Here is a 16,284-nt window from a genome sequence, read left to right on the forward strand (position 1 = left end):
GCAGAACCGCCTTAGATCGCCCCAACATGGTCAACGATACCGAAAACACAATCCCCGAGAACAACGACGACGCGCCGGTTGCCGGCAGCGCCAGGACGCCGGCCCTGATCGCGCGTGAAGTACAGCGCCGCCGCACCTTCGGCATCATCTCCCACCCGGACGCGGGTAAAACCACGCTGACCGAAAAGCTGCTGCTGTTCTCGGGCGCGATCCAGATGGCCGGCACCGTCAAGGCCCGCAAATCGGGGCGCCACGCGACCTCGGACTGGATGGAGATCGAAAAGCAGCGCGGCATCTCGGTGGCGTCGTCGGTGATGCAGTTCGAATTCCGCGACCACGTGGTCAACCTGCTGGACACCCCGGGCCACCAGGACTTCTCGGAAGACACCTACCGCGTGCTGACCGCGGTCGACTCGGCGCTGATGGTGATCGACGCCGCCAAGGGCGTGGAAGCGCAGACCATCAAGCTGCTGGACGTATGCCGCATGCGCAACACGCCGATCGTCACCTTCATGAACAAGATGGACCGCGAAACGCGCGACCCGCTGGAACTGCTGGACGAGCTGGAATCGGTGCTGAAGATCCAGTGCGCGCCGGTGACCTGGCCGATCGGCATGGGCAAGAACTTCCGCGGCGTGTACCACCTGCTGAACGACACCATCATGCTGTTCAAGGCCGGCGAGGAGCGCGCCGACGGCGCGTTTGAAATCATCGAAGGCATCGACAACCCGCGCCTGCAGGAGATGTTCCCGCTGGAGATGGACCAGTTGCGCATGGAAGTGGAGCTGGTCAACGGCGCCTCGCACCCGTTCGACCTGCAGGAATTCCTGGCCGGCGTGCAGACGCCGGTGTTCTTCGGCTCCGCCATCAACAACTTCGGCGTGCGCGAGATCCTGTCGGCGCTGGTCGACTGGGCGCCGGCGCCGCGCGAGCGCGACGCCACCGTGCGCGCGGTCGATCCGAAGGAAGAGCCGTTCACCGGTTTCGTGTTCAAGATCCAGGCCAATATGGACCCGGCGCACCGCGACCGCATCGCCTTCCTGCGCGTGTGCTCGGGGCGTTTCGAGCGTGGCATGAAGGTCAAGCACCTGCGCCTGGGGCGCGAAGTGAAGGTGTCGTCGGTGGTGACGTTCATGGCGTCGACCCGCGAGCAGGTGGAAGAGGCGTACGCCGGCGACATCATCGGCCTGCCGAACCACGGCAACATGCAGATTGGCGACTCGTTCTCCGAAGGCGAAATGCTGACCTTCACCGGCATCCCGTTCTTCGCGCCGGACTTCTTCCGCCAGGTGCGCATCCGCAACCCGCTGAAAATCAAGCAGCTGCACAAAGGTTTGCAGCAGCTGGGCGAGGAGGGCGCGGTGCAGGTGTTCAAGCCGGTGCAGGGGGGCGAGCTGGTGCTGGGCGCGGTGGGCGTGCTGCAGTTCGAGGTGGTGGCGAGCCGGCTGCTGAACGAGTACGGTGTCGATGCGGTGTTTGAAGGCACCAGCATCAGCAGCGCGCGCTGGGTGTCCAGCGATGACAAGAAAGCGCTGGCCGACTTCGAGGACCAGCTGGGCCACAACGTCGCCTACGACGCGGCTGGCAACCTGGCCTACCTGGCCACCTCCAGCGTCAACCTGCGCCTGACGCAGGAACGTTGGCCCAAACTGCAATTCCACGCCACCCGCGAGCACTCCGCCAAGCTCGTCTAAACTCCGGGGTCAGGTCCTCCATTTCTACACGAGCCCAGCATTAGGCGCGCCTACTGCTGGGCTCGTGTAGAAATGGAGGACCTGACCCCGGATTACGGCTCATCAGTTGGCGGCCATGGCGCGCAACAGGGCCGGCACTTCGGTGCTGATCTCGCGCGCCAGGTAGCCCAGCGGCCCGTGTTTCAGGGCCAGTTGTTCTCCCGCCATGGCGTGCAGGGCGACGCCCCACGCGGCGGCTTGCTCCAGCGACGCGCCGCGTGCCGCCAGGCCGGTGATGATGCCGGCCAGTACGTCTCCCGATCCCGATATCGCCAGCCCCGTGTTGCCGCCTTCGTGGCGCCATTCGTGCTTTTCAACGTCGGCAATCACGGTCAGCGCGCCTTTCAGCGCCACCGTCGCGCGCCAGCGCTGCGCGGCCAGCCGGGCGGCGGCTTCCGGCTGGGCCAGGATGTCGTCCTTGTCGGCGCCGGTCAACCGGGCCAGTTCGCCCGCGTGCGGCGTCAGCAGCACTGGATGGTCGAAGCGCAAGCCGCCGACTGCCGCGCCGTCCGCGCCCTCTGTCGCGATCGGACCGCAGTCGGCGTCGCGGCTGACGATGCTCATGCCGGCGGCGTCCAGGATCAGCGGCGCGTGGCCGCAATGCGGTAGCAGTGCCCGGACCAGGCGGCAGCTTGCGGTGTCGTCCTGCATGCCGGGGCCGATCAGCACGGCGCTGGCTTGCCCGCACAGTTCGTGCAGGTCGGACCGGTTATCGGCCAGCAGGCCGCCGTCCGGCGTTTCCTGCAAGCCTAGTACGCGTGCTTCGGGCACCGCTACGCCGACTTGCGGCGCCACGCTGGCCGCCGTGGCGATCGCCAGCTTGCCGGCGCCGGCGCGCAGGGCGGCGGTCGCGGCCAGCAGCACTGCACCGGGCATCTCCCGCGATCCCGCGACAATCAGCGCGTATCCTCGTTCATTTTTATCCGCGTCGGGACCCGGCATGGGCAGCGGCCAGTCGCGCAGCAGGCGGGCGGTGATGTCGATGCTCATGATTTGGGCGCGGCGGGTTGGTCTTTTTGGTGGGTTACCGGGGTACCGGTTTGTTCCAGCGGCGCCACGAAGTTGGCTTGTACCAGCACCAGCTTGCCGTGCTTGCCAGCCGATGGATCGAAACGGTACTCGGTGATGCCGCAGTTGGGCACGTCGCCGGCGCGGTCGATCGCCAGGATGGCGTCCTCGTCCAGCCGCTCCAGCAGGTAGCGGAAGCAATTGACGATGACCTGGTGGGCCACAATCAGCACCCGTTCGCCGTGATATTCGCGGGTCATGGTGTCGATCACGCTGCGCAGACGCAGGATGACGTCGCACCAGCTTTCGCCGCCGGGCGGCCGGAAATAGAATTTGCCGACGTGGGCCCGTTGTTCCGCCAGTTCTGGATATTTGTCGTGGATGCCGAGTGGTGTCAGCCTGTCAAGAATGCCGAATTCCTTTTCCCGCAGCCGCTCATCCCCAGCCACCGCCAGCAGACTGTCGCGGTCGAGGTGATCAAGCACCACCTTGGCCGTCGCGCGGGCGCGGACGTAGGGTGAAAACAGCACGACATTGGGCTGGGCGTCCGGCGCCATGGCCTGGAACCAGCCGCTCATGGCCTGTGCCTGACGGTGTCCGAGTTCCGACAGCGGCACATCGACGTCGCGGTCGGCCAGGTCGATCAGCAGCTTTTTGCCGGCTTCCGCCTCGTCGCGGGCGACGTTGCCGGCGCTTTGGCCATGCCGGACCAGCCAGAGTTGCTGCGGCCATTTCTGTTCCATCAGCGCTCCCCCAGATCCAGTTCGACCCACACCGGCGCATGGTCGCTGGGCTTCTCGCGGCCCCGCACGTCGCGGTCCACGCCGGCCTTTTTCAGCGCCGGCGTGAGCGCTGGGCTGAGCAGGATGTGGTCGATGCGCAGGCCGGCGTTGCGCTGGTAGGCGTTGCGGAAATAATCCCAGAAGGTATATATAACTTCGCCCGGATGGGTGACGCGCAGGGAATCGCACCAGCCTTGCTCAATTAGCCTATGAAACGCCGCGCGCACCTCGGGGCGAAATAAAGCGTCATCCAACCAGCGTTCCGGCTTATATACGTCCAGCTCGGTCGGCATGACATTGAAATCACCCGCCAGAACGGCTGGGGCGCCGCTCTCGATTAATTTGGACGCGTGCAGGATAAACCGCTCAAACCATTTTAATTTGTAATCGAATTTTGGACCGGGAGCAGGATTCCCATTCGGTAGATATAAGCCTCCGATAATAACCCCATTCACCACCGCCTCAATATACCGGCTTTGCGCATCGTCGGGGTCACCGGGTAATCCCCGTCCGGTTTCAACCGGCTGCTGACCACGCGCGAGTATGGCCACGCCATTCCAGCTTTTTTGTCCATGCCAGATGGCTTGATAACCCGCCTCATTGATTGCCGCTTCCGGGAATTTTTCCTGCGGGGCTTTCAATTCCTGCAGGCAGACGGCGTCCGGCCGGGTTTCATCCAGCCATTGGAGCAGGGCGGGCAGGCGGCTGCCGATGCCGTTGACGTTGAAGGTGGCGATACGCATGGGGCAAGTATAAACAGCTAGTCCTGACGCGCCGGTGCGCCAACGCACGCAACAAGGGCTGCGATAGCCCGTATTCAAGCCAGGAATTGGCGTGATCCAGCCAGATTCTGGCAAGGAGAGCAAAAGCCGCTTGACAGGCGCGGTCGCGACGTATACTGTATTAATCAACTAATACACAAATACAACCGCCATGGCCACGCACACAGCTTCCTTGTTCACCATAACGACCGGCTCGTCCGATCCTATTTACCGGCAACTGATCGAGCAGGTGCGGCGGTTGATTGCCGCCGCCGTTCTCAAACCCGGCGATGTTTTACCGTCTGTCCGCGATGTGGCGGTCACTTTGGCGGTGAATCCCATGACGGTTTCCAAGGCCTATAACATGATGGAAACCGAAGGTTTATTAAGCAGGGCGCGCGGCGTTGGCATGCTGGTGGCGCAAAGTAAATTACAAGAAGGGCGGGAAAATCTTTTAAGACCCACATTGGAACGGGCCGCCGCCGAAGCCCGCCAATTGGAACTGGATAACGAAACGGTGCTGAATCTGTTTAAAAAAATACTCGGAGAAAATAAATGAAAGCCAATGTCGTCGAAATCGCCAACCTGCATAAAGCCTTCGGCCAGCAGCAGGTTTTACAGGGTATTAACTGGAATATCGAATCGGGCAAGGTGATTGGATTATTGGGCCGGAATGGCGCCGGTAAATCCACCTTGCTGGAGTGCCTGCTTGGCTTGCGCGAGGCGGACGCCGGCGGCAGCAAGCTGTTTGGTCAACAAGCCGGGGCACTGAACGAGGAGGCGCGCGCCAACATCGGCTACGTGCCGCAAAGGTCGGAGCTGTTTGAATGGTTGACGCCTTTGCAACTGCTGGACTATTTCAAGGCGCTGTACCCGCGCTGGAACCAGGCCAAGGTGGACAGTCTGATGCAACGCTGGGACCTGGCCGGCGAAGCGGCGACCAAGCAGATCAGCAAGCTTTCTGGCGGCCAGAAGCAGCGCCTGTCGCTGATCCGCGCGCTCGCGCATGATCCGAAATTGCTGGTGCTGGACGAGCCGGTCGCCAGCCTCGACCCGATCGGCCGCCGTGATTTTCTGCAAGAACTGGTCAATGACGTCATCGAACGCGACACCACGGTGATCTTTTCCACGCACATCCTGTCCGACCTGGAGCGGGTGGCGCTGGACGTGGCGTTTCTGCAAGGCGGCAAGATCGTGCTGCAAGGCGCGCTGGATGAGTTGCTTGAGGGTAAAAATCTCAGCCTCGAAGACCTGTTTGTCGAGGTGACGAAATGAACGCCGCCACCCGGCAATTGCTGTTACAGCTCCTGCGTGACCGCGCCAGTTGCGGCATGCTGGTGCGTTTGAGCTGGCTTGTGGGCGGCTTCGCCGTGATCCAGTTGGTCGTGAATTATCATTTCGGTAAGCCCGATTTTGGCAAACTGGTGCTGCTGTGGCTGATTGGCGGCATGTGCTATCTGTGGTGCGGGGCGTTCCTGAAGAATGCGGTGCAGCAGAACACGCCGGCCAACGCGGTGCTGGTGCCAGGCCTGCGGCGCAAGCTGATGCGCCTGACAGTGCTGCTGTACGCTGGCGCAACCCTGCTGACCGGCGCGCTCAGCGGCCTGCTGACCGGACGGCCGGGCTATGGCCTGCTGGTGGGCGCGCTGTTCAGCATTTACGTGCTGTATGCGCAGCGCTACAACTGGCTGAACTTCCTGCCATCGGTGGTCATCGTCGGTTCGCTGTGGGTCAGCAACCATCCAGTGGAACAGGTGCTGTCGGCGGCCGATGCGGTTGGCGAGCCGTTGCTGACTTCGTTCGGCATGACGCTGCTGGCGCTGCTGGCCCGGCCCGCCTTGCAGGCGCTGTTTCCGCAGGGCGGCGACCGTCATTGGGCGTGGTATCTGCGTTTCACGCGCCAACTGGCGGTTGCCAGCGGCAGCGTGCTGAATACCGAACCGGCGCACGGCGTGCCCGGACTGGCCTGGTTGCGCGCCCCCTACAACGCGGCCTTGCGCGCCGACAGCCGGCGTGGCGTCAACCGCGGCCGCCAGATGCTGCATACGCTGGGCACGCCCGCCCATGATGGCGGCGCGATCGTGTATGCCGTGATCTCGGCCTTGATCATGATCATGGTCGGGCGCTCGCTCGCGGCGAAGGGCGATGCGGTATTCACCATGGTGAGCAGCACCATGATGCAGGGCATGTTGATGATGAGTGTGGTGATCTACGCCTCCACGGTGGTTACGCATGCGGTGCGCCGTGGCGGCGAACAGGGCCTGTATCGCCTGACGCCCGCGGCCCCCGCCTCGAACCAATTCAACCGCGTACTGCTCGGCGCCTTGCTGTTCCGTTGCCTGCGCCTGTGGCTGATTTGTCTGCTGGCCATCTCCTGCATCGACGCCGTGATTCTTGGGCAGCCGCAGGTGCGCGGGATCACCTTCGCGCTGGCGACGTTGATGCTGCCATTCACGTTGCTGCTGATGCGCGACTATGCCAGCGCGCCGCCACGTCCGAACGCGGTGCTGATGGTGGTGACCGTCACGCTGGTGATGGCCGCCTACATCGCGCTGGCGATGGTGGATCAGGCTCACCCCGATTTGCCGTTGTTCTGGTTCGGCGGCGGCGTCGCGCTGGTGACGGCCATCGTCATGCGGCTGCGCTGGCAGCAACTGGTCGCGCTGCCGCCGTTGCTGCCGGCCTGCCGCGCGGCGGTCTAGTTGGGCGCATCAAGCTGTTCAGCTACTTGGCGGCGCTGGCCAGGGGTTTGCCTTTTTCCACCACATAGACACCGACCAGCTTCATGGTGCTCTTGCCGGTGTTGACGGCATCGTGGACGGTGCCTGCGGGGATGACGAAGGATTCGCCGGCCTTGACGCGGCGCGGGTCCTCGCCATCGATCAGGAGTTCGCCTTCGCCCTCCAGCACGTAGCTGATTTCATCGCCCGGATGGGAGTGACGCCCGGCGGCGACGCCGGCGTCCAGCTCCACCCTGGCGACCACCGCCTCGCGTCCGGGAACGGACACGTCGGTTTTTTGCAGGACTGTGCGGCGGATGGTGCCCGTTTGCGCCAGCGCGGTGCCGGCAATGAACATGACAATCAGGATAAGCTTGGCGGATTTCATGGCGTGTCCCTTCTTGTTATTGAAACACTAATTCTACGCTGCTTATCCGCCGTTGCGTCGTCCCAGCCACAAGGCGTCGGCAATTGCGCCGACCCAGCACAACAGCGCAAGCCATGACAGCCAATTGGCCACCGGGTTGTCGGCGCCGGACGCGTCGAGACGCGCCATGATCGCGCCGGGATCGGCGGCCAAGGCGCCGCTGTTCAATTCCGCCACCAACTGCGCCGACAGCGTCAGCACCTGGCGCACGATGTAGGACACCGCCAGCGCCGCCGGCACGATGAACAGCAGGCCGCGCATGGCGCGCGGCGGCCGCAGGAAGAAATGGCCCAGGCCGGGGAAGATCAATGCCGAGATCAGCGCGGCCTTGGTCGATGCTTTCATATCGCTCCTGTTGTTACTTTGTGTCCATTGATCGAACGCAAGAATGCGCAGCGTGGGCCAGCGTAGATTACAACATCTTGGCTGCCGGGGGGAATCATGCGTGCGATGATCGGAATGGCTTTGATGGTGTGCTGCGCGGCGCGGGCCGCGCCCAATGAAAAAGACGCGGTGGCGCTGGCCGAGAAGGGCGCGCAATACCTGCGCGCCCACGGCAGGGCCGAGATGGCGGCGCGCATCAACGGCAAGGACCCGGAATTCAACCAGGGCGCGCTGTACCTGGCGATGCGCGACCTGAACGGCATCACCGTGGCGCATCCGACCACCGCGCTGATCGGCAAGAACCTGCTGGATGTGCCGGACGCCGACGGCAAGCTGTTCCGGCAGGAGATGCTGGCGCTGGCGCGCGGACCGGGACGCGGCTGGGTCGACTACAAGTTCCGCAATCCGGAAACGGGCAAGGTCGAAGCCAAGCGCACCTACGTGCTGCGGGTGGACGACGTGGCGCTGGAAGCCGGCATCTACAAGCACTGAACGGCCGTGCTGCCCTTACCCCATCATATGCTGAGCAAACTCAAGATCGGCCCCAAGCTGCTGCTGGCGCCGGGCGTCGTGTTGATCCTGCTGATCGTGCTGTCGACCGGCGCCTATCTCGGCCTGCTGCGGCAGAACCAGTCGCTCGACAACATGGTGCAGCAGCGCGCTGTGCGGCTGAAGGCGGCCGCCGACCTGGTGTCCAACGCGCACAAGGCGCACACCGAGATCTACCAGCTGCTAACGTGGATCAACGCCAGCTTCTCGGCGCCGCGCGTGGACGCGCTGGTGCGCGACATCCACCTGCGCCACGCCGCGCTGGACCGCCAGTTCGCGCAACTGGAGATGGCCACCCAATCCGACCCGGCCGAGCGGCGCTTCGTGGTGCAGTCGCAGGCCGCGCACACCGTGTACGTCAAGGCCATGCAGGACGTGATCGAGCTGGCGATGGCCGACCAGTCGATGGCGGCCAACGCCATGTCCAAGGCGGAGCGCGCGTTCGACGTGGTCGAACAGCGGCTGGAGGAGTTGTCGCGGCTGGAACAATCGCTGAGCGAGCGCGCCTACGCCGACGCCGAGACCGACTTCAGCGTGCTGTCGACCTGGATGCCGATCGTGGTGGCGCTGTCGATCGCCTTGTCGCTGCTGGTGACCATGGCGGTGCGCAACGCCATGCTGAAAGAGGTGCGCGAGATCGGCGCGGCGGCGGTGGATCTGGCCGAGGGCAACCTGACGGTGCGCCAGCGCGTGTACGGGCGCGATGAAATCGCCGAAACCTCGCGCGCGCTGGACACCAGCATCCGCAATCTGAACACCACCCTGAAAACCATCCTGGCCTCGGCGCAGTCGATCGACCTGGCCTCGCGCGAGATCGCGCAAGGGAACACCGTGCTGGCGCGACGCACCCGCGCCCAGGCCGGCACGCTGGAGGAAACCGGCGGCGCGATGCGGCAGCTGGGCTCTCAACTGGAACGGGCCGGCACGCAGGCGGAACTGGCGGGGCAACTGGCGCACCGCGCCAACAGCTTCGCGGCACGCGGCGGCAGCGTGGTGCAGCGGCTGGTGGTGACCATGGCATCGATACGCGGCAGCTCGCGCCGGGTGGTGGAGATCGTCGGCGTGATCGACGGACTGGCGGTGCGGACGCACATGCTGGCGCTGAGCGCGGCGGTGGAGGCGGCGCGCGCCGGCGAGCATGGCGACGGCTTCGCGGTGGTGGCGGGAGAAGTGCGTTCGCTGGCGCAGCGGTCGGCGTCGGCGGCGCAGGAAATCAAACTGCTGATCGCCGATTCGGTCGCCGAGATAGACCACGGCACGCGCTCGGCGGAGGAGGCGGGCGCCTGCATGGTGGAGATCGTGGATTCGGTGCGGCAGGTGGGCGAGATCATCGGCCACATCGGCGACGACAACGCCGAGCAGGCGCAAGGCGTGTTGGGCATGCAGCAGGCCATCGTCAGCATGGACCAGATCACCCAGCAGAACCTGGCCCTGGTACAGCAGGCCGCCGCCGCGGCCAGCACCCTGCAGCGGCAGGCGGTCTATTTGTCGGAAGCGGTGGCCATCTTCAGGCTGGACGAAGGCGTCGAGCCGCCGGATGCCAACCGTCCCTCCGGTAGTTCGCGCGTGGTGCGTCTGCGGCTGGCTTCCGTGCGAAATTAATTCAAGCGGCGGCTGGGACGGCGCGCCAGCGGTCGCTGTCCTTCCGGATGTAGTGGGCGAACACGTAGCGCCACGGCATGGCGAGCGGGATGATGATGACCACGGCGCATTCGATGGCGGTGCCGATGATGGCCTCGTCCAGCGTGCCGTTCCGCCACGCGGGCAGGAACACCACCAGCATCCAGATGGTTTTCCAGGTGAGTTCCCAGAACAGCACCGGCAGCATCTGCAGCGGGTAGCGGATACCAACCACGCACAGCAGGCTGAATGCCGCCAGCATGCACTTCACCACGCCTTGCGACAGGCCCCATGGTTCGGCGTGCCGAATGATGCTCGGCCACACCACCAGCGCCAGTCCCAGCGCGATAATCAGATACACGGCTCTCAGCGAATACAGGCGAAACAGCGATACTTGCGGCATGGTGCGTCTCCTTATGGTGGTTGGGGCTACTCGACTTCCTTCAGGACTTTCTCAATCGCGATGATGCGGGTTTGCAGGTCCGCCAGCGCCGCGGCGGTTTGCTCCTGCGCGGCGACGGCTCGTTCGGCGATGGCGCGGTACGACTCTTCATTCCCGGCCAGTAGTTGCGCCTTCTTGAGATTGGTTTGCGAACGGATCAGATAAATCATGAAAATCGTTCCAAAGAAGATGGCGATGGTCGTCAGGTAAACCGGTTCAGACATAGATGCCTCTATTTTTCAGGGTTGTTAGTCAGGGTTGCTGCTGCTTCGGCGATCATGGCCGGCGTCAGGTCGATGGCGAAGGGCGCGGCCTCGAAAAAATTCAGCGCCTTGCCATCCTCCGACAACTCCAGCTGGCTGGTGACCAGACCTGCATCCTCCAGCTTCTGCAAATGCAAATGCAGCAAAGGACGGCTGATATTCAACTCACGGGCCAACTGGCTGACATAGTTCCGTCCACCCGCCGCCAGCGCCGCCACCACCCGCAAACGGTGCGGGTTCGACAGCGCTGAAAGCGCCGCCAGTAGCTGATCGCCTGTGAGATGTTTTGATTTCATGTGTAAAGAATATCTGACAGGTGTCAGCAAGTCAAAGCTTTTTTTTGGGGCGGAGCGCTTGTTGGGGAAGTTAAACCACAGCGGCGCCGAACGACTCCGGCCGCCGCGCAAGCAGATGAGACAGCCGTTGAAGTCCCGCTTGCAGGCGCGCACGGTCCTTGATGCTGCCCAAGGAGATCCGAATCGCGTTCGCGGGTACGCCGCCGGTGGCGAACGCCTCCGCCGGCGTGACCGCGATGCCCTCGTTGTCGGCCGCGCGCGCAAGCTGGGAGGGCGTCCAATACGCCGGCAGCTCGAGCCATACATGCAGGCCGTCTCCGGCGCCGCTGTATCGTCCCGCCAGAACATCCCGAGCCATCCGGTGGCGCAGACGCGCCTCGGTGCGGACGCCTTCCATCAATCTGTCGGCCGAACCGTCGAGGATCCACTGCGTGGCCAGAGCGGCGCTCAACGGAGCGGCCATCAGCGCGAATGATCTCAGCGCGGCAAGGAAGCGTTCGCGTTCCTGCGGGTCGCGTATCAACACGAAGGCGACACGCAAGCCGGGCGTCAGGCATTTCGACAGGGTAGAGATGTAGACCACCTGTTCCGGCGCCAACGTGGCGATGGGCGGCGGCGGGGCATTGGCAAGGAGCCAGTAGGGATCGTCCTCGACGATGCGTACCTTGCGGCGCTGCGCGATGCTGGCGAGCTCCTTGCGCCGGCGTTCCGGCATGGTGACGGTGGTCGGGTTCTGTAATGTCGGATTGAGGTAGACCAAGCCAGGCTGGTGCTGGCGGCAGGCATTCTCAAGCAACTCAGGCACCATCCCGTGCTGGTCCGCTTCCACCGCGATGAGGCGGCGGCCGAACTGTAGCGCGGCGGCGCGCAGGCCGGGATAACACGTTGGCTCCGCCAGAATCACATCGCCAGGCTCCGTCAGCGCAAGAATCAACGCGGCGATCGCCGCTTGCGCGCCCGGGCAGATAAGCAGCTGTTGGGCGTCCAGCTGCCCGAACATCGGCGCGAGCCATTTGGCGCCAGCCTTGCGGTCGGAATCGCTGCCACCGGCCAGGTGGTAAGTCATCAGCAATGCGCTGTCTGCCCTCATCAGCACTTGAGACAAACCTTGCTTCAACAGGTCGTCGAAGTCCACGCCATCTGGCGGTGGAGGAGTATTCATGCTCAGGTCGAGAACCGAGGTCAATTCGACTTTCGGCGCCGCGACATAAGTGCCGCGAGCGCCGCGCCCCTCCAACAAATTGCGGCGTCTGGCTTCATCGTATGCGCGTGTGACCGTCGTCAAGTCGACGTCCAGTTGGGCCGCCAACTGGCGCTGCGGAGGCAGACGGTCGCCCGGTTTCAGCGAGCCATCGGCTAGCGCCGCCTGCAGCGCGTCCGCGATCTGTAGGAAACGTGGCCCGCCGTGCGCGGCTAAGCGCGGCACCCAGAGAGGCGCATTTTCATCTTGTATGGTTTTTAACTGGGACATTATGTCTCAATGTATGGAAATTGCTTTGAAGTAGTATGCATCAAGTGATAGCCAGGAAATACATAAAATGATCGATTGGATCCCCGTAGTCTTCGTTATATTCAAGTTTCTCGTGCTCGGCGTGGGCATGTTCTTCGCCATCAAATGGCACTACGATCAAGGGAAGAGGGGGCGGGAAAAGGAAAGGAGCGCGGTGCTGCGCGCGGGCGGCAAGATCGCCGGGGTCTTCGTGCTGTCGGTTCTAGGCCTAGGCCTCGTCACCTTCTACCTTATCAGGCTGCTCGGGATGGACTTGACCTTCTTATGATGGCTAAGGGATAGTAGTTCGGACGCCGCTGTCCACTGATGGCTGGCGGCATTCCCCGTTGTGGACCTTCATCGAATATCTATTTTTCGACGCAATCGTAGGCCAACTTATAAAGATGAAATATCTTGAGTAACGTTTCATCGTGAATCGTCTTTGCGAAGCTCAAAATATTTAAATTCTCATATATATTCGATTGTGCCTTACCATTAGTGTAAGTTAGGTATTCGAATGATTCTATTGACAAATAATACTTATTTTTCGAAACATCTAAGTTACACTTAATTCGAGGAAAATACTTATGCTTGGCTTGGTTGACCAATGAAGCAAGCATTAAAAAGTTAACGTCATTTGAAAAATCTTTCAGCGCCTCATGCAGCTTGATTGCATGCGGGAATTTTTTAACAACATCGCTTATTAATTTCTTGTTCCATTTGAAGTGCTCATTATTAGAATTAGCTTCCGCTTTCGAAAGACCGCCAAGAAGGATATGCAAAGCAAACGGAAAAGCATCACAAGCCGCATGAATATTTTGAAGATAAGCGAGGCTTGCAGCCTCAAAGCGAATGCGAGCCGTACGATCAAACATCAATAGTGATGCTTCAAGATTCTTTGGGGTAGTACTTCTCTTTAGCTGCTGATAGTAATGAAAAGAATAATCCAATCGCTTGCCAAGCCAATTGAGCGCCTCTTTCAGATGGTTGACGAATTCAGGATTTTTCGTTGAGTCAACTTTTTCCAAGAATTTTTGAACATCAATACTGAGATCCACCCTATCTCCTAGCATTTATTTTTTTATATCAATCATCATAAAATTCGCCTAAAATCTTTACTGCTATGCCATTATTCCTCAACTCCGGGTATTGACTGCGCCAGTTAGATTAAAGAATTAATTTTTCTGCTACCTTTGCCTTCTATTTTTCGTCGTCTTGGAATGCATACTTTTGCGCCACATAGCGTGCACGTATCAGGCCAAGTCTGAGCTAGTACAATAATCAGACTATCCACTAATTAGCCAGATTAGGTACCCCAACCGGGTAAAATTTCGTCAACAAATACACGTACAGCTTCTGAGTTCATGCGATGTGGGGCGACCTGCCACCAAAGCGCGAGCAACCATGGCGACCTCTGTAAAACGCTGGGCACTTCGCCTCTGCAGATCCCATTCAATGCCTCACATTTCAGCCGGGACCATTGGTAACTGGATGGGTATATCTTTGTTTCGTTTGAACCAGTAGGCGCCTGAACCAGGCAATAATGCCAAGATTTGTCCAATACAAGTCGATGATGAGAAAGCTTTGTAAACCTAGCCCAAAGTGATTTGCATTTTCCCTTCATATTCGCTCGCACCAAAAGATGCAGGAGAGCTTCGGCAGTATAGGAGTTACCTGCAATAGCCTCCCGCGCCAATGATCTTCTTTTTGCTGAGAGTGGCATACCAAGCCTATGGCGAAGCACAGCATCGAAATCATAGTACGGGTTGGCTAAAGCAATGGTGCTGTTAGGCTGATTCGCAACTATAACTGCTGTGGCAAGCTCACTAATCTCGGCGTCTGGTCGCAGTGTAGGATCATTTCTCCGCAACCAAGTAACCCAAGGAATAAGATGTGCCACTACTGCTTCACCCCACAACTCAGGCTGGCGAGGTGGTTGTTTGAGCCACGAGCGAAGAGCATTTCTAGACGCCGCATCCAAAATGGGCATTTCTTCGTCAACAATAGACAAACAAGATAAAAGGCCGAATAACACACCTACTCGCCACCCGAAGATTTCTGGATCTGTAAACGCATCGCCCTCAACTAAGTGGTCTTTTTTGGTGACGTCGCTCCACAGCGCGGCCAAAGCGTCTATCAGGGCTTTCTGTGCGAGCTTCAAACTTTCACCGACAGCTGAAACGGATGCATCTCCATGCTTTTCAGACGCGGCAATCAGTGAAACGCAGCATAGTGTCCAAGCAGATATAACCGCGTGATGATTCTCCTTTTCTGCATGAATGGCGGTCACGATACCAGTAAGCCACGCAGCACTGCTAGCAGCCCTCGCTAACTCAGTCTGCTTCATACAATCATTATCTGCTGAAAGCTTCAGAATAGACTCCATCATCCCTGACAGAATATCCACCTCAAGTGGTTCGCGAGGGTCCGCCATATAAAGCTCCAGCAAAGCCCGGTTATCTCTCAACTCACTTGGCCAAAGCGCAGAAGCATGGATTTTGCACATATCGAAGAGATGCCCACGAGACCACAGTAAAGTCTTCGAAGGATATGGGCCGTTATTCATCTCACGAACAGCAACTTGCACCTCCTCTTCAAATTGTCCGTTACTTACGAGATACGCACGATGAGCACCAGTTGGGAAACCTGGATATGACGGGGACTGTGCCATGAGTTGCGTAAGCTGCGGCTGAATGTCTTTCCGAAACTCTGAAATCTTCATTCGTCCGCCCGGATCCCCCTTCAGTTGAAACGCACAACCAACGCCGTCTGGCGCAATAGCTAAAATATCTTTGCCATATTCCAGTAAACAGTGTCGTGTACTATGTAGCACAGTGTACCCATCTGCAGCCAACATCTGGACGAATACGGCTTGGTAACTACGCTCGCTGGCTCTATCCAACCAGTTTTCTAGCAGCTTCTCGATCACGCCATTCCACCTTCTTGCGAGAAATTAACTCATCGTAACGTGCTTTTATACTCGGATCGTTTTCAAGGGCACGAAACGCCTCTCTTACTTTTTCTGTCATCCCTGGAGCATAAACAATGGAGAGAGGTGCATGCTGACCAAACTCGTTAAAATCAATTTGTATGGACTCGATCACTGCAAGTATCGTTTCGTGATCAAACGGCCTACCTTGCCCATCCACAACTTGCCCAGCCTCATCAAGGGTCTTGTTTAGGCCGTCGAACAAATGCATTGAGATCTGATTCCCCATGTCTCTAGCAATTTTGTCGAGTAGCGCCACTCGGTCCTGAGGGGTGGAGTTAGCAATATCGTCCAGCTTCATGACCATTTCTGAACTGGCGCGTTTGAACTCGGACTCTTCAACCGTGCCGTCCCCGCGAATAACGCTTAACCGATCCCCTTCATGCGATGTGTATCTACCGACTTGCTGAAACACGCCCATGTTGGCATGCGTCTGTCTTTGAAGATACTGTAACCAGATTTCCCATAATTCTCTCTTCAAAATCGGTAGGTCAGGCAGCATTTAGTCCTCTTTTTGCTAAGCCAACACTCTGTCATCTTAGTCGTCGTTATAAAGCTTTGTGAGTTCATCGGATGTTCCAGCAGTTACGTTTGCAGCGGCCGACAATAGGCTTGCACTGGCCAGAAATACTTCAGCGAGGATACGTGCAGCATTGTTCTTATTTTTAAGTACGTATGCCCTTTCAAATGATAGTGAGAGATAACTGAACGTCGTATATGGACTCATCCTCGTTTGCAAACATTCCGTCTTTGACTTTCAGGTACGACTGCTCACGTATATTCGGTCTCTAACTGCATTGCCCGCTTTCGGGCAAGGACCA

Annotated in this window: 19 protein-coding genes; 7 read left to right on the plus strand and 12 right to left on the minus strand. The window is 59.8% G+C overall.

Annotated features, from left to right (window positions below):
- Positions 1–26: 26 nt before the first annotated feature.
- Positions 27–1,694, plus strand: a complete 1,668-nt coding sequence (locus FHW83_RS29225) for a peptide chain release factor 3 (protein WP_176649877.1) — start codon at positions 27–29, stop codon at positions 1,692–1,694.
- Between the two features lie 102 nt (positions 1,695–1,796).
- Here the strand turns inward: FHW83_RS29225 and FHW83_RS29230 are convergent, their stop codons facing one another.
- From FHW83_RS29230 to xth, 3 genes are read right to left on the minus strand one after another with little or no spacing between them, the layout of a single operon-like run.
- Complete coding sequence (locus FHW83_RS29230; protein ID WP_176649878.1) at positions 1,797–2,723, minus strand: NAD(P)H-hydrate dehydratase; 927 nt, start codon at positions 2,721–2,723, stop codon at positions 1,797–1,799.
- Positions 2,720–3,484 (minus strand): histidine phosphatase family protein, encoded by a 765-nt coding sequence (locus tag FHW83_RS29235; RefSeq protein WP_176649879.1) that lies wholly within the window; start codon positions 3,482–3,484, stop codon positions 2,720–2,722. The genes FHW83_RS29230 and FHW83_RS29235 overlap by 4 nt, the downstream gene beginning before the upstream one ends.
- A complete protein-coding gene (gene xth / locus FHW83_RS29240) occupies positions 3,484–4,266 on the minus strand; it encodes an exodeoxyribonuclease III (RefSeq protein ID WP_176649880.1) in 783 nt (260 codons plus the stop codon). The genes FHW83_RS29235 and xth overlap by 1 nt, the downstream gene beginning before the upstream one ends.
- Positions 4,267–4,456: 190 nt before the next feature.
- On the opposite strand from xth, the gene FHW83_RS29245 reads away from it, so the two are divergent.
- From FHW83_RS29245 to FHW83_RS29255, 3 genes are read left to right on the plus strand one after another with little or no spacing between them, the layout of a single operon-like run.
- Positions 4,457–4,843, plus strand: a complete 387-nt coding sequence (locus tag FHW83_RS29245) for a GntR family transcriptional regulator (protein WP_176649881.1) — start codon at positions 4,457–4,459, stop codon at positions 4,841–4,843.
- Positions 4,840–5,559, plus strand: coding sequence for an ABC transporter ATP-binding protein (locus FHW83_RS29250; protein ID WP_176649882.1), 720 nt, complete (start codon positions 4,840–4,842; stop codon positions 5,557–5,559). The genes FHW83_RS29245 and FHW83_RS29250 overlap by 4 nt, the downstream gene beginning before the upstream one ends.
- Positions 5,556–6,986 (plus strand): hypothetical protein, encoded by a 1,431-nt coding sequence (locus FHW83_RS29255; protein WP_176649883.1) that lies wholly within the window; start codon positions 5,556–5,558, stop codon positions 6,984–6,986. Before FHW83_RS29250 ends, FHW83_RS29255 begins: the two co-directional genes overlap by 4 nt.
- A 22-nt stretch (positions 6,987–7,008) precedes the next feature.
- Here the strand turns inward: FHW83_RS29255 and FHW83_RS29260 are convergent, their stop codons facing one another.
- Together FHW83_RS29260 and FHW83_RS29265 are read right to left on the minus strand one after the other, a co-directional pair.
- A complete protein-coding gene (locus tag FHW83_RS29260) occupies positions 7,009–7,392 on the minus strand; it encodes a cupin domain-containing protein (protein ID WP_176649884.1) in 384 nt (127 codons plus the stop codon).
- Between the two features lie 42 nt (positions 7,393–7,434).
- Positions 7,435–7,776 carry a hypothetical protein gene (locus tag FHW83_RS29265; protein ID WP_176649885.1) on the minus strand — a complete coding sequence of 114 codons (342 nt, stop codon included), beginning with the start codon at positions 7,774–7,776 and terminating at the stop codon, positions 7,435–7,437.
- A 96-nt stretch (positions 7,777–7,872) separates the two neighbouring features.
- Between FHW83_RS29265 and FHW83_RS29270 the strand changes: the two genes are divergently transcribed.
- Positions 7,873–8,307 (plus strand): cache domain-containing protein, encoded by a 435-nt coding sequence (locus tag FHW83_RS29270; protein ID WP_176649886.1) that lies wholly within the window; start codon positions 7,873–7,875, stop codon positions 8,305–8,307.
- Between the two features lie 27 nt (positions 8,308–8,334).
- Positions 8,335–9,966, plus strand: a complete 1,632-nt coding sequence (locus FHW83_RS29275) for a methyl-accepting chemotaxis protein (RefSeq protein ID WP_176649887.1) — start codon at positions 8,335–8,337, stop codon at positions 9,964–9,966.
- Position 9,967: 1 nt separating this feature from the next.
- On the opposite strand, the gene FHW83_RS29280 is transcribed toward FHW83_RS29275, so the two are convergent.
- The 4 genes from FHW83_RS29280 to FHW83_RS29295 all read right to left on the minus strand — a co-directional run bounded on the left by FHW83_RS29280 (position 9,968) and on the right by FHW83_RS29295 (position 12,456).
- The gene (locus FHW83_RS29280) at positions 9,968–10,387 is read right to left on the minus strand and encodes a hypothetical protein (protein ID WP_176649888.1); all 420 of its coding nucleotides are present in this window, start codon (positions 10,385–10,387) and stop codon (positions 9,968–9,970) included.
- A gap of 26 nt (positions 10,388–10,413) precedes the next feature.
- Positions 10,414–10,650: a hypothetical protein gene (locus tag FHW83_RS29285; RefSeq protein WP_176649889.1), complete on the minus strand. Its 237-nt coding sequence runs from the start codon at positions 10,648–10,650 to the stop codon at positions 10,414–10,416.
- A gap of 8 nt (positions 10,651–10,658) precedes the next feature.
- Positions 10,659–10,985: a helix-turn-helix domain-containing protein gene (locus FHW83_RS29290; protein ID WP_176649890.1), complete on the minus strand. Its 327-nt coding sequence runs from the start codon at positions 10,983–10,985 to the stop codon at positions 10,659–10,661.
- A gap of 70 nt (positions 10,986–11,055) precedes the next feature.
- Positions 11,056–12,456 (minus strand): PLP-dependent aminotransferase family protein, encoded by a 1,401-nt coding sequence (locus FHW83_RS29295; protein ID WP_176649891.1) that lies wholly within the window; start codon positions 12,454–12,456, stop codon positions 11,056–11,058.
- A gap of 67 nt (positions 12,457–12,523) precedes the next feature.
- On the opposite strand from FHW83_RS29295, the gene FHW83_RS29300 reads away from it, so the two are divergent.
- Positions 12,524–12,763 carry a hypothetical protein gene (locus FHW83_RS29300; RefSeq protein WP_176649892.1) on the plus strand — a complete coding sequence of 80 codons (240 nt, stop codon included), beginning with the start codon at positions 12,524–12,526 and terminating at the stop codon, positions 12,761–12,763.
- A 79-nt stretch (positions 12,764–12,842) separates the two neighbouring features.
- On the opposite strand, the gene FHW83_RS29305 is transcribed toward FHW83_RS29300, so the two are convergent.
- The 3 genes from FHW83_RS29305 to FHW83_RS29315 form a co-directional block, all read right to left on the minus strand.
- Positions 12,843–13,532 (minus strand): hypothetical protein, encoded by a 690-nt coding sequence (locus tag FHW83_RS29305; protein WP_176649893.1) that lies wholly within the window; start codon positions 13,530–13,532, stop codon positions 12,843–12,845.
- A 248-nt stretch (positions 13,533–13,780) separates the two neighbouring features.
- A complete protein-coding gene (locus FHW83_RS29310; protein WP_176649894.1) occupies positions 13,781–15,403 on the minus strand; it encodes a hypothetical protein in 1,623 nt (540 codons plus the stop codon).
- Positions 15,369–15,965 (minus strand): hypothetical protein, encoded by a 597-nt coding sequence (locus tag FHW83_RS29315; RefSeq protein WP_176649895.1) that lies wholly within the window; start codon positions 15,963–15,965, stop codon positions 15,369–15,371. Before FHW83_RS29315 ends, FHW83_RS29310 begins: the two co-directional genes overlap by 35 nt.
- Between the last annotated feature and the right edge of the window lie 319 nt (positions 15,966–16,284).

The organism is Duganella sp. SG902, assembly GCF_013376005.1.
In the GTDB taxonomy this organism is placed as follows: domain Bacteria; phylum Pseudomonadota; class Gammaproteobacteria; order Burkholderiales; family Burkholderiaceae_D; genus Rugamonas.

Excerpts from the sequence above, each read along its gene's own strand:
- FHW83_RS29225 (WP_176649877.1), top strand. The coding sequence starts at position 27 with ATGGTCAACGATACCGAAAACACAATCCCCGAGAACAACGACGACGCG.
- FHW83_RS29230 (WP_176649878.1), bottom strand. The coding sequence starts at position 2,723 with ATGAGCATCGACATCACCGCCCGCCTGCTGCGCGACTGGCCGCTGCCC.
- FHW83_RS29235 (WP_176649879.1), bottom strand. The coding sequence starts at position 3,484 with ATGGAACAGAAATGGCCGCAGCAACTCTGGCTGGTCCGGCATGGCCAA.
- xth (WP_176649880.1), bottom strand. The coding sequence starts at position 4,266 with ATGCGTATCGCCACCTTCAACGTCAACGGCATCGGCAGCCGCCTGCCC.
- FHW83_RS29245 (WP_176649881.1), top strand. The coding sequence starts at position 4,457 with ATGGCCACGCACACAGCTTCCTTGTTCACCATAACGACCGGCTCGTCC.
- FHW83_RS29250 (WP_176649882.1), top strand. The coding sequence starts at position 4,840 with ATGAAAGCCAATGTCGTCGAAATCGCCAACCTGCATAAAGCCTTCGGC.
- FHW83_RS29255 (WP_176649883.1), top strand. The coding sequence starts at position 5,556 with ATGAACGCCGCCACCCGGCAATTGCTGTTACAGCTCCTGCGTGACCGC.
- FHW83_RS29260 (WP_176649884.1), bottom strand. The coding sequence starts at position 7,392 with ATGAAATCCGCCAAGCTTATCCTGATTGTCATGTTCATTGCCGGCACC.
- FHW83_RS29265 (WP_176649885.1), bottom strand. The coding sequence starts at position 7,776 with ATGAAAGCATCGACCAAGGCCGCGCTGATCTCGGCATTGATCTTCCCC.
- FHW83_RS29270 (WP_176649886.1), top strand. The coding sequence starts at position 7,873 with ATGCGTGCGATGATCGGAATGGCTTTGATGGTGTGCTGCGCGGCGCGG.
- FHW83_RS29275 (WP_176649887.1), top strand. The coding sequence starts at position 8,335 with ATGCTGAGCAAACTCAAGATCGGCCCCAAGCTGCTGCTGGCGCCGGGC.
- FHW83_RS29280 (WP_176649888.1), bottom strand. The coding sequence starts at position 10,387 with ATGCCGCAAGTATCGCTGTTTCGCCTGTATTCGCTGAGAGCCGTGTAT.
- FHW83_RS29285 (WP_176649889.1), bottom strand. The coding sequence starts at position 10,650 with ATGTCTGAACCGGTTTACCTGACGACCATCGCCATCTTCTTTGGAACG.
- FHW83_RS29290 (WP_176649890.1), bottom strand. The coding sequence starts at position 10,985 with ATGAAATCAAAACATCTCACAGGCGATCAGCTACTGGCGGCGCTTTCA.
- FHW83_RS29295 (WP_176649891.1), bottom strand. The coding sequence starts at position 12,456 with ATGTCCCAGTTAAAAACCATACAAGATGAAAATGCGCCTCTCTGGGTG.
- FHW83_RS29300 (WP_176649892.1), top strand. The coding sequence starts at position 12,524 with ATGATCGATTGGATCCCCGTAGTCTTCGTTATATTCAAGTTTCTCGTG.
- FHW83_RS29315 (WP_176649895.1), bottom strand. The coding sequence starts at position 15,965 with ATGCTGCCTGACCTACCGATTTTGAAGAGAGAATTATGGGAAATCTGG.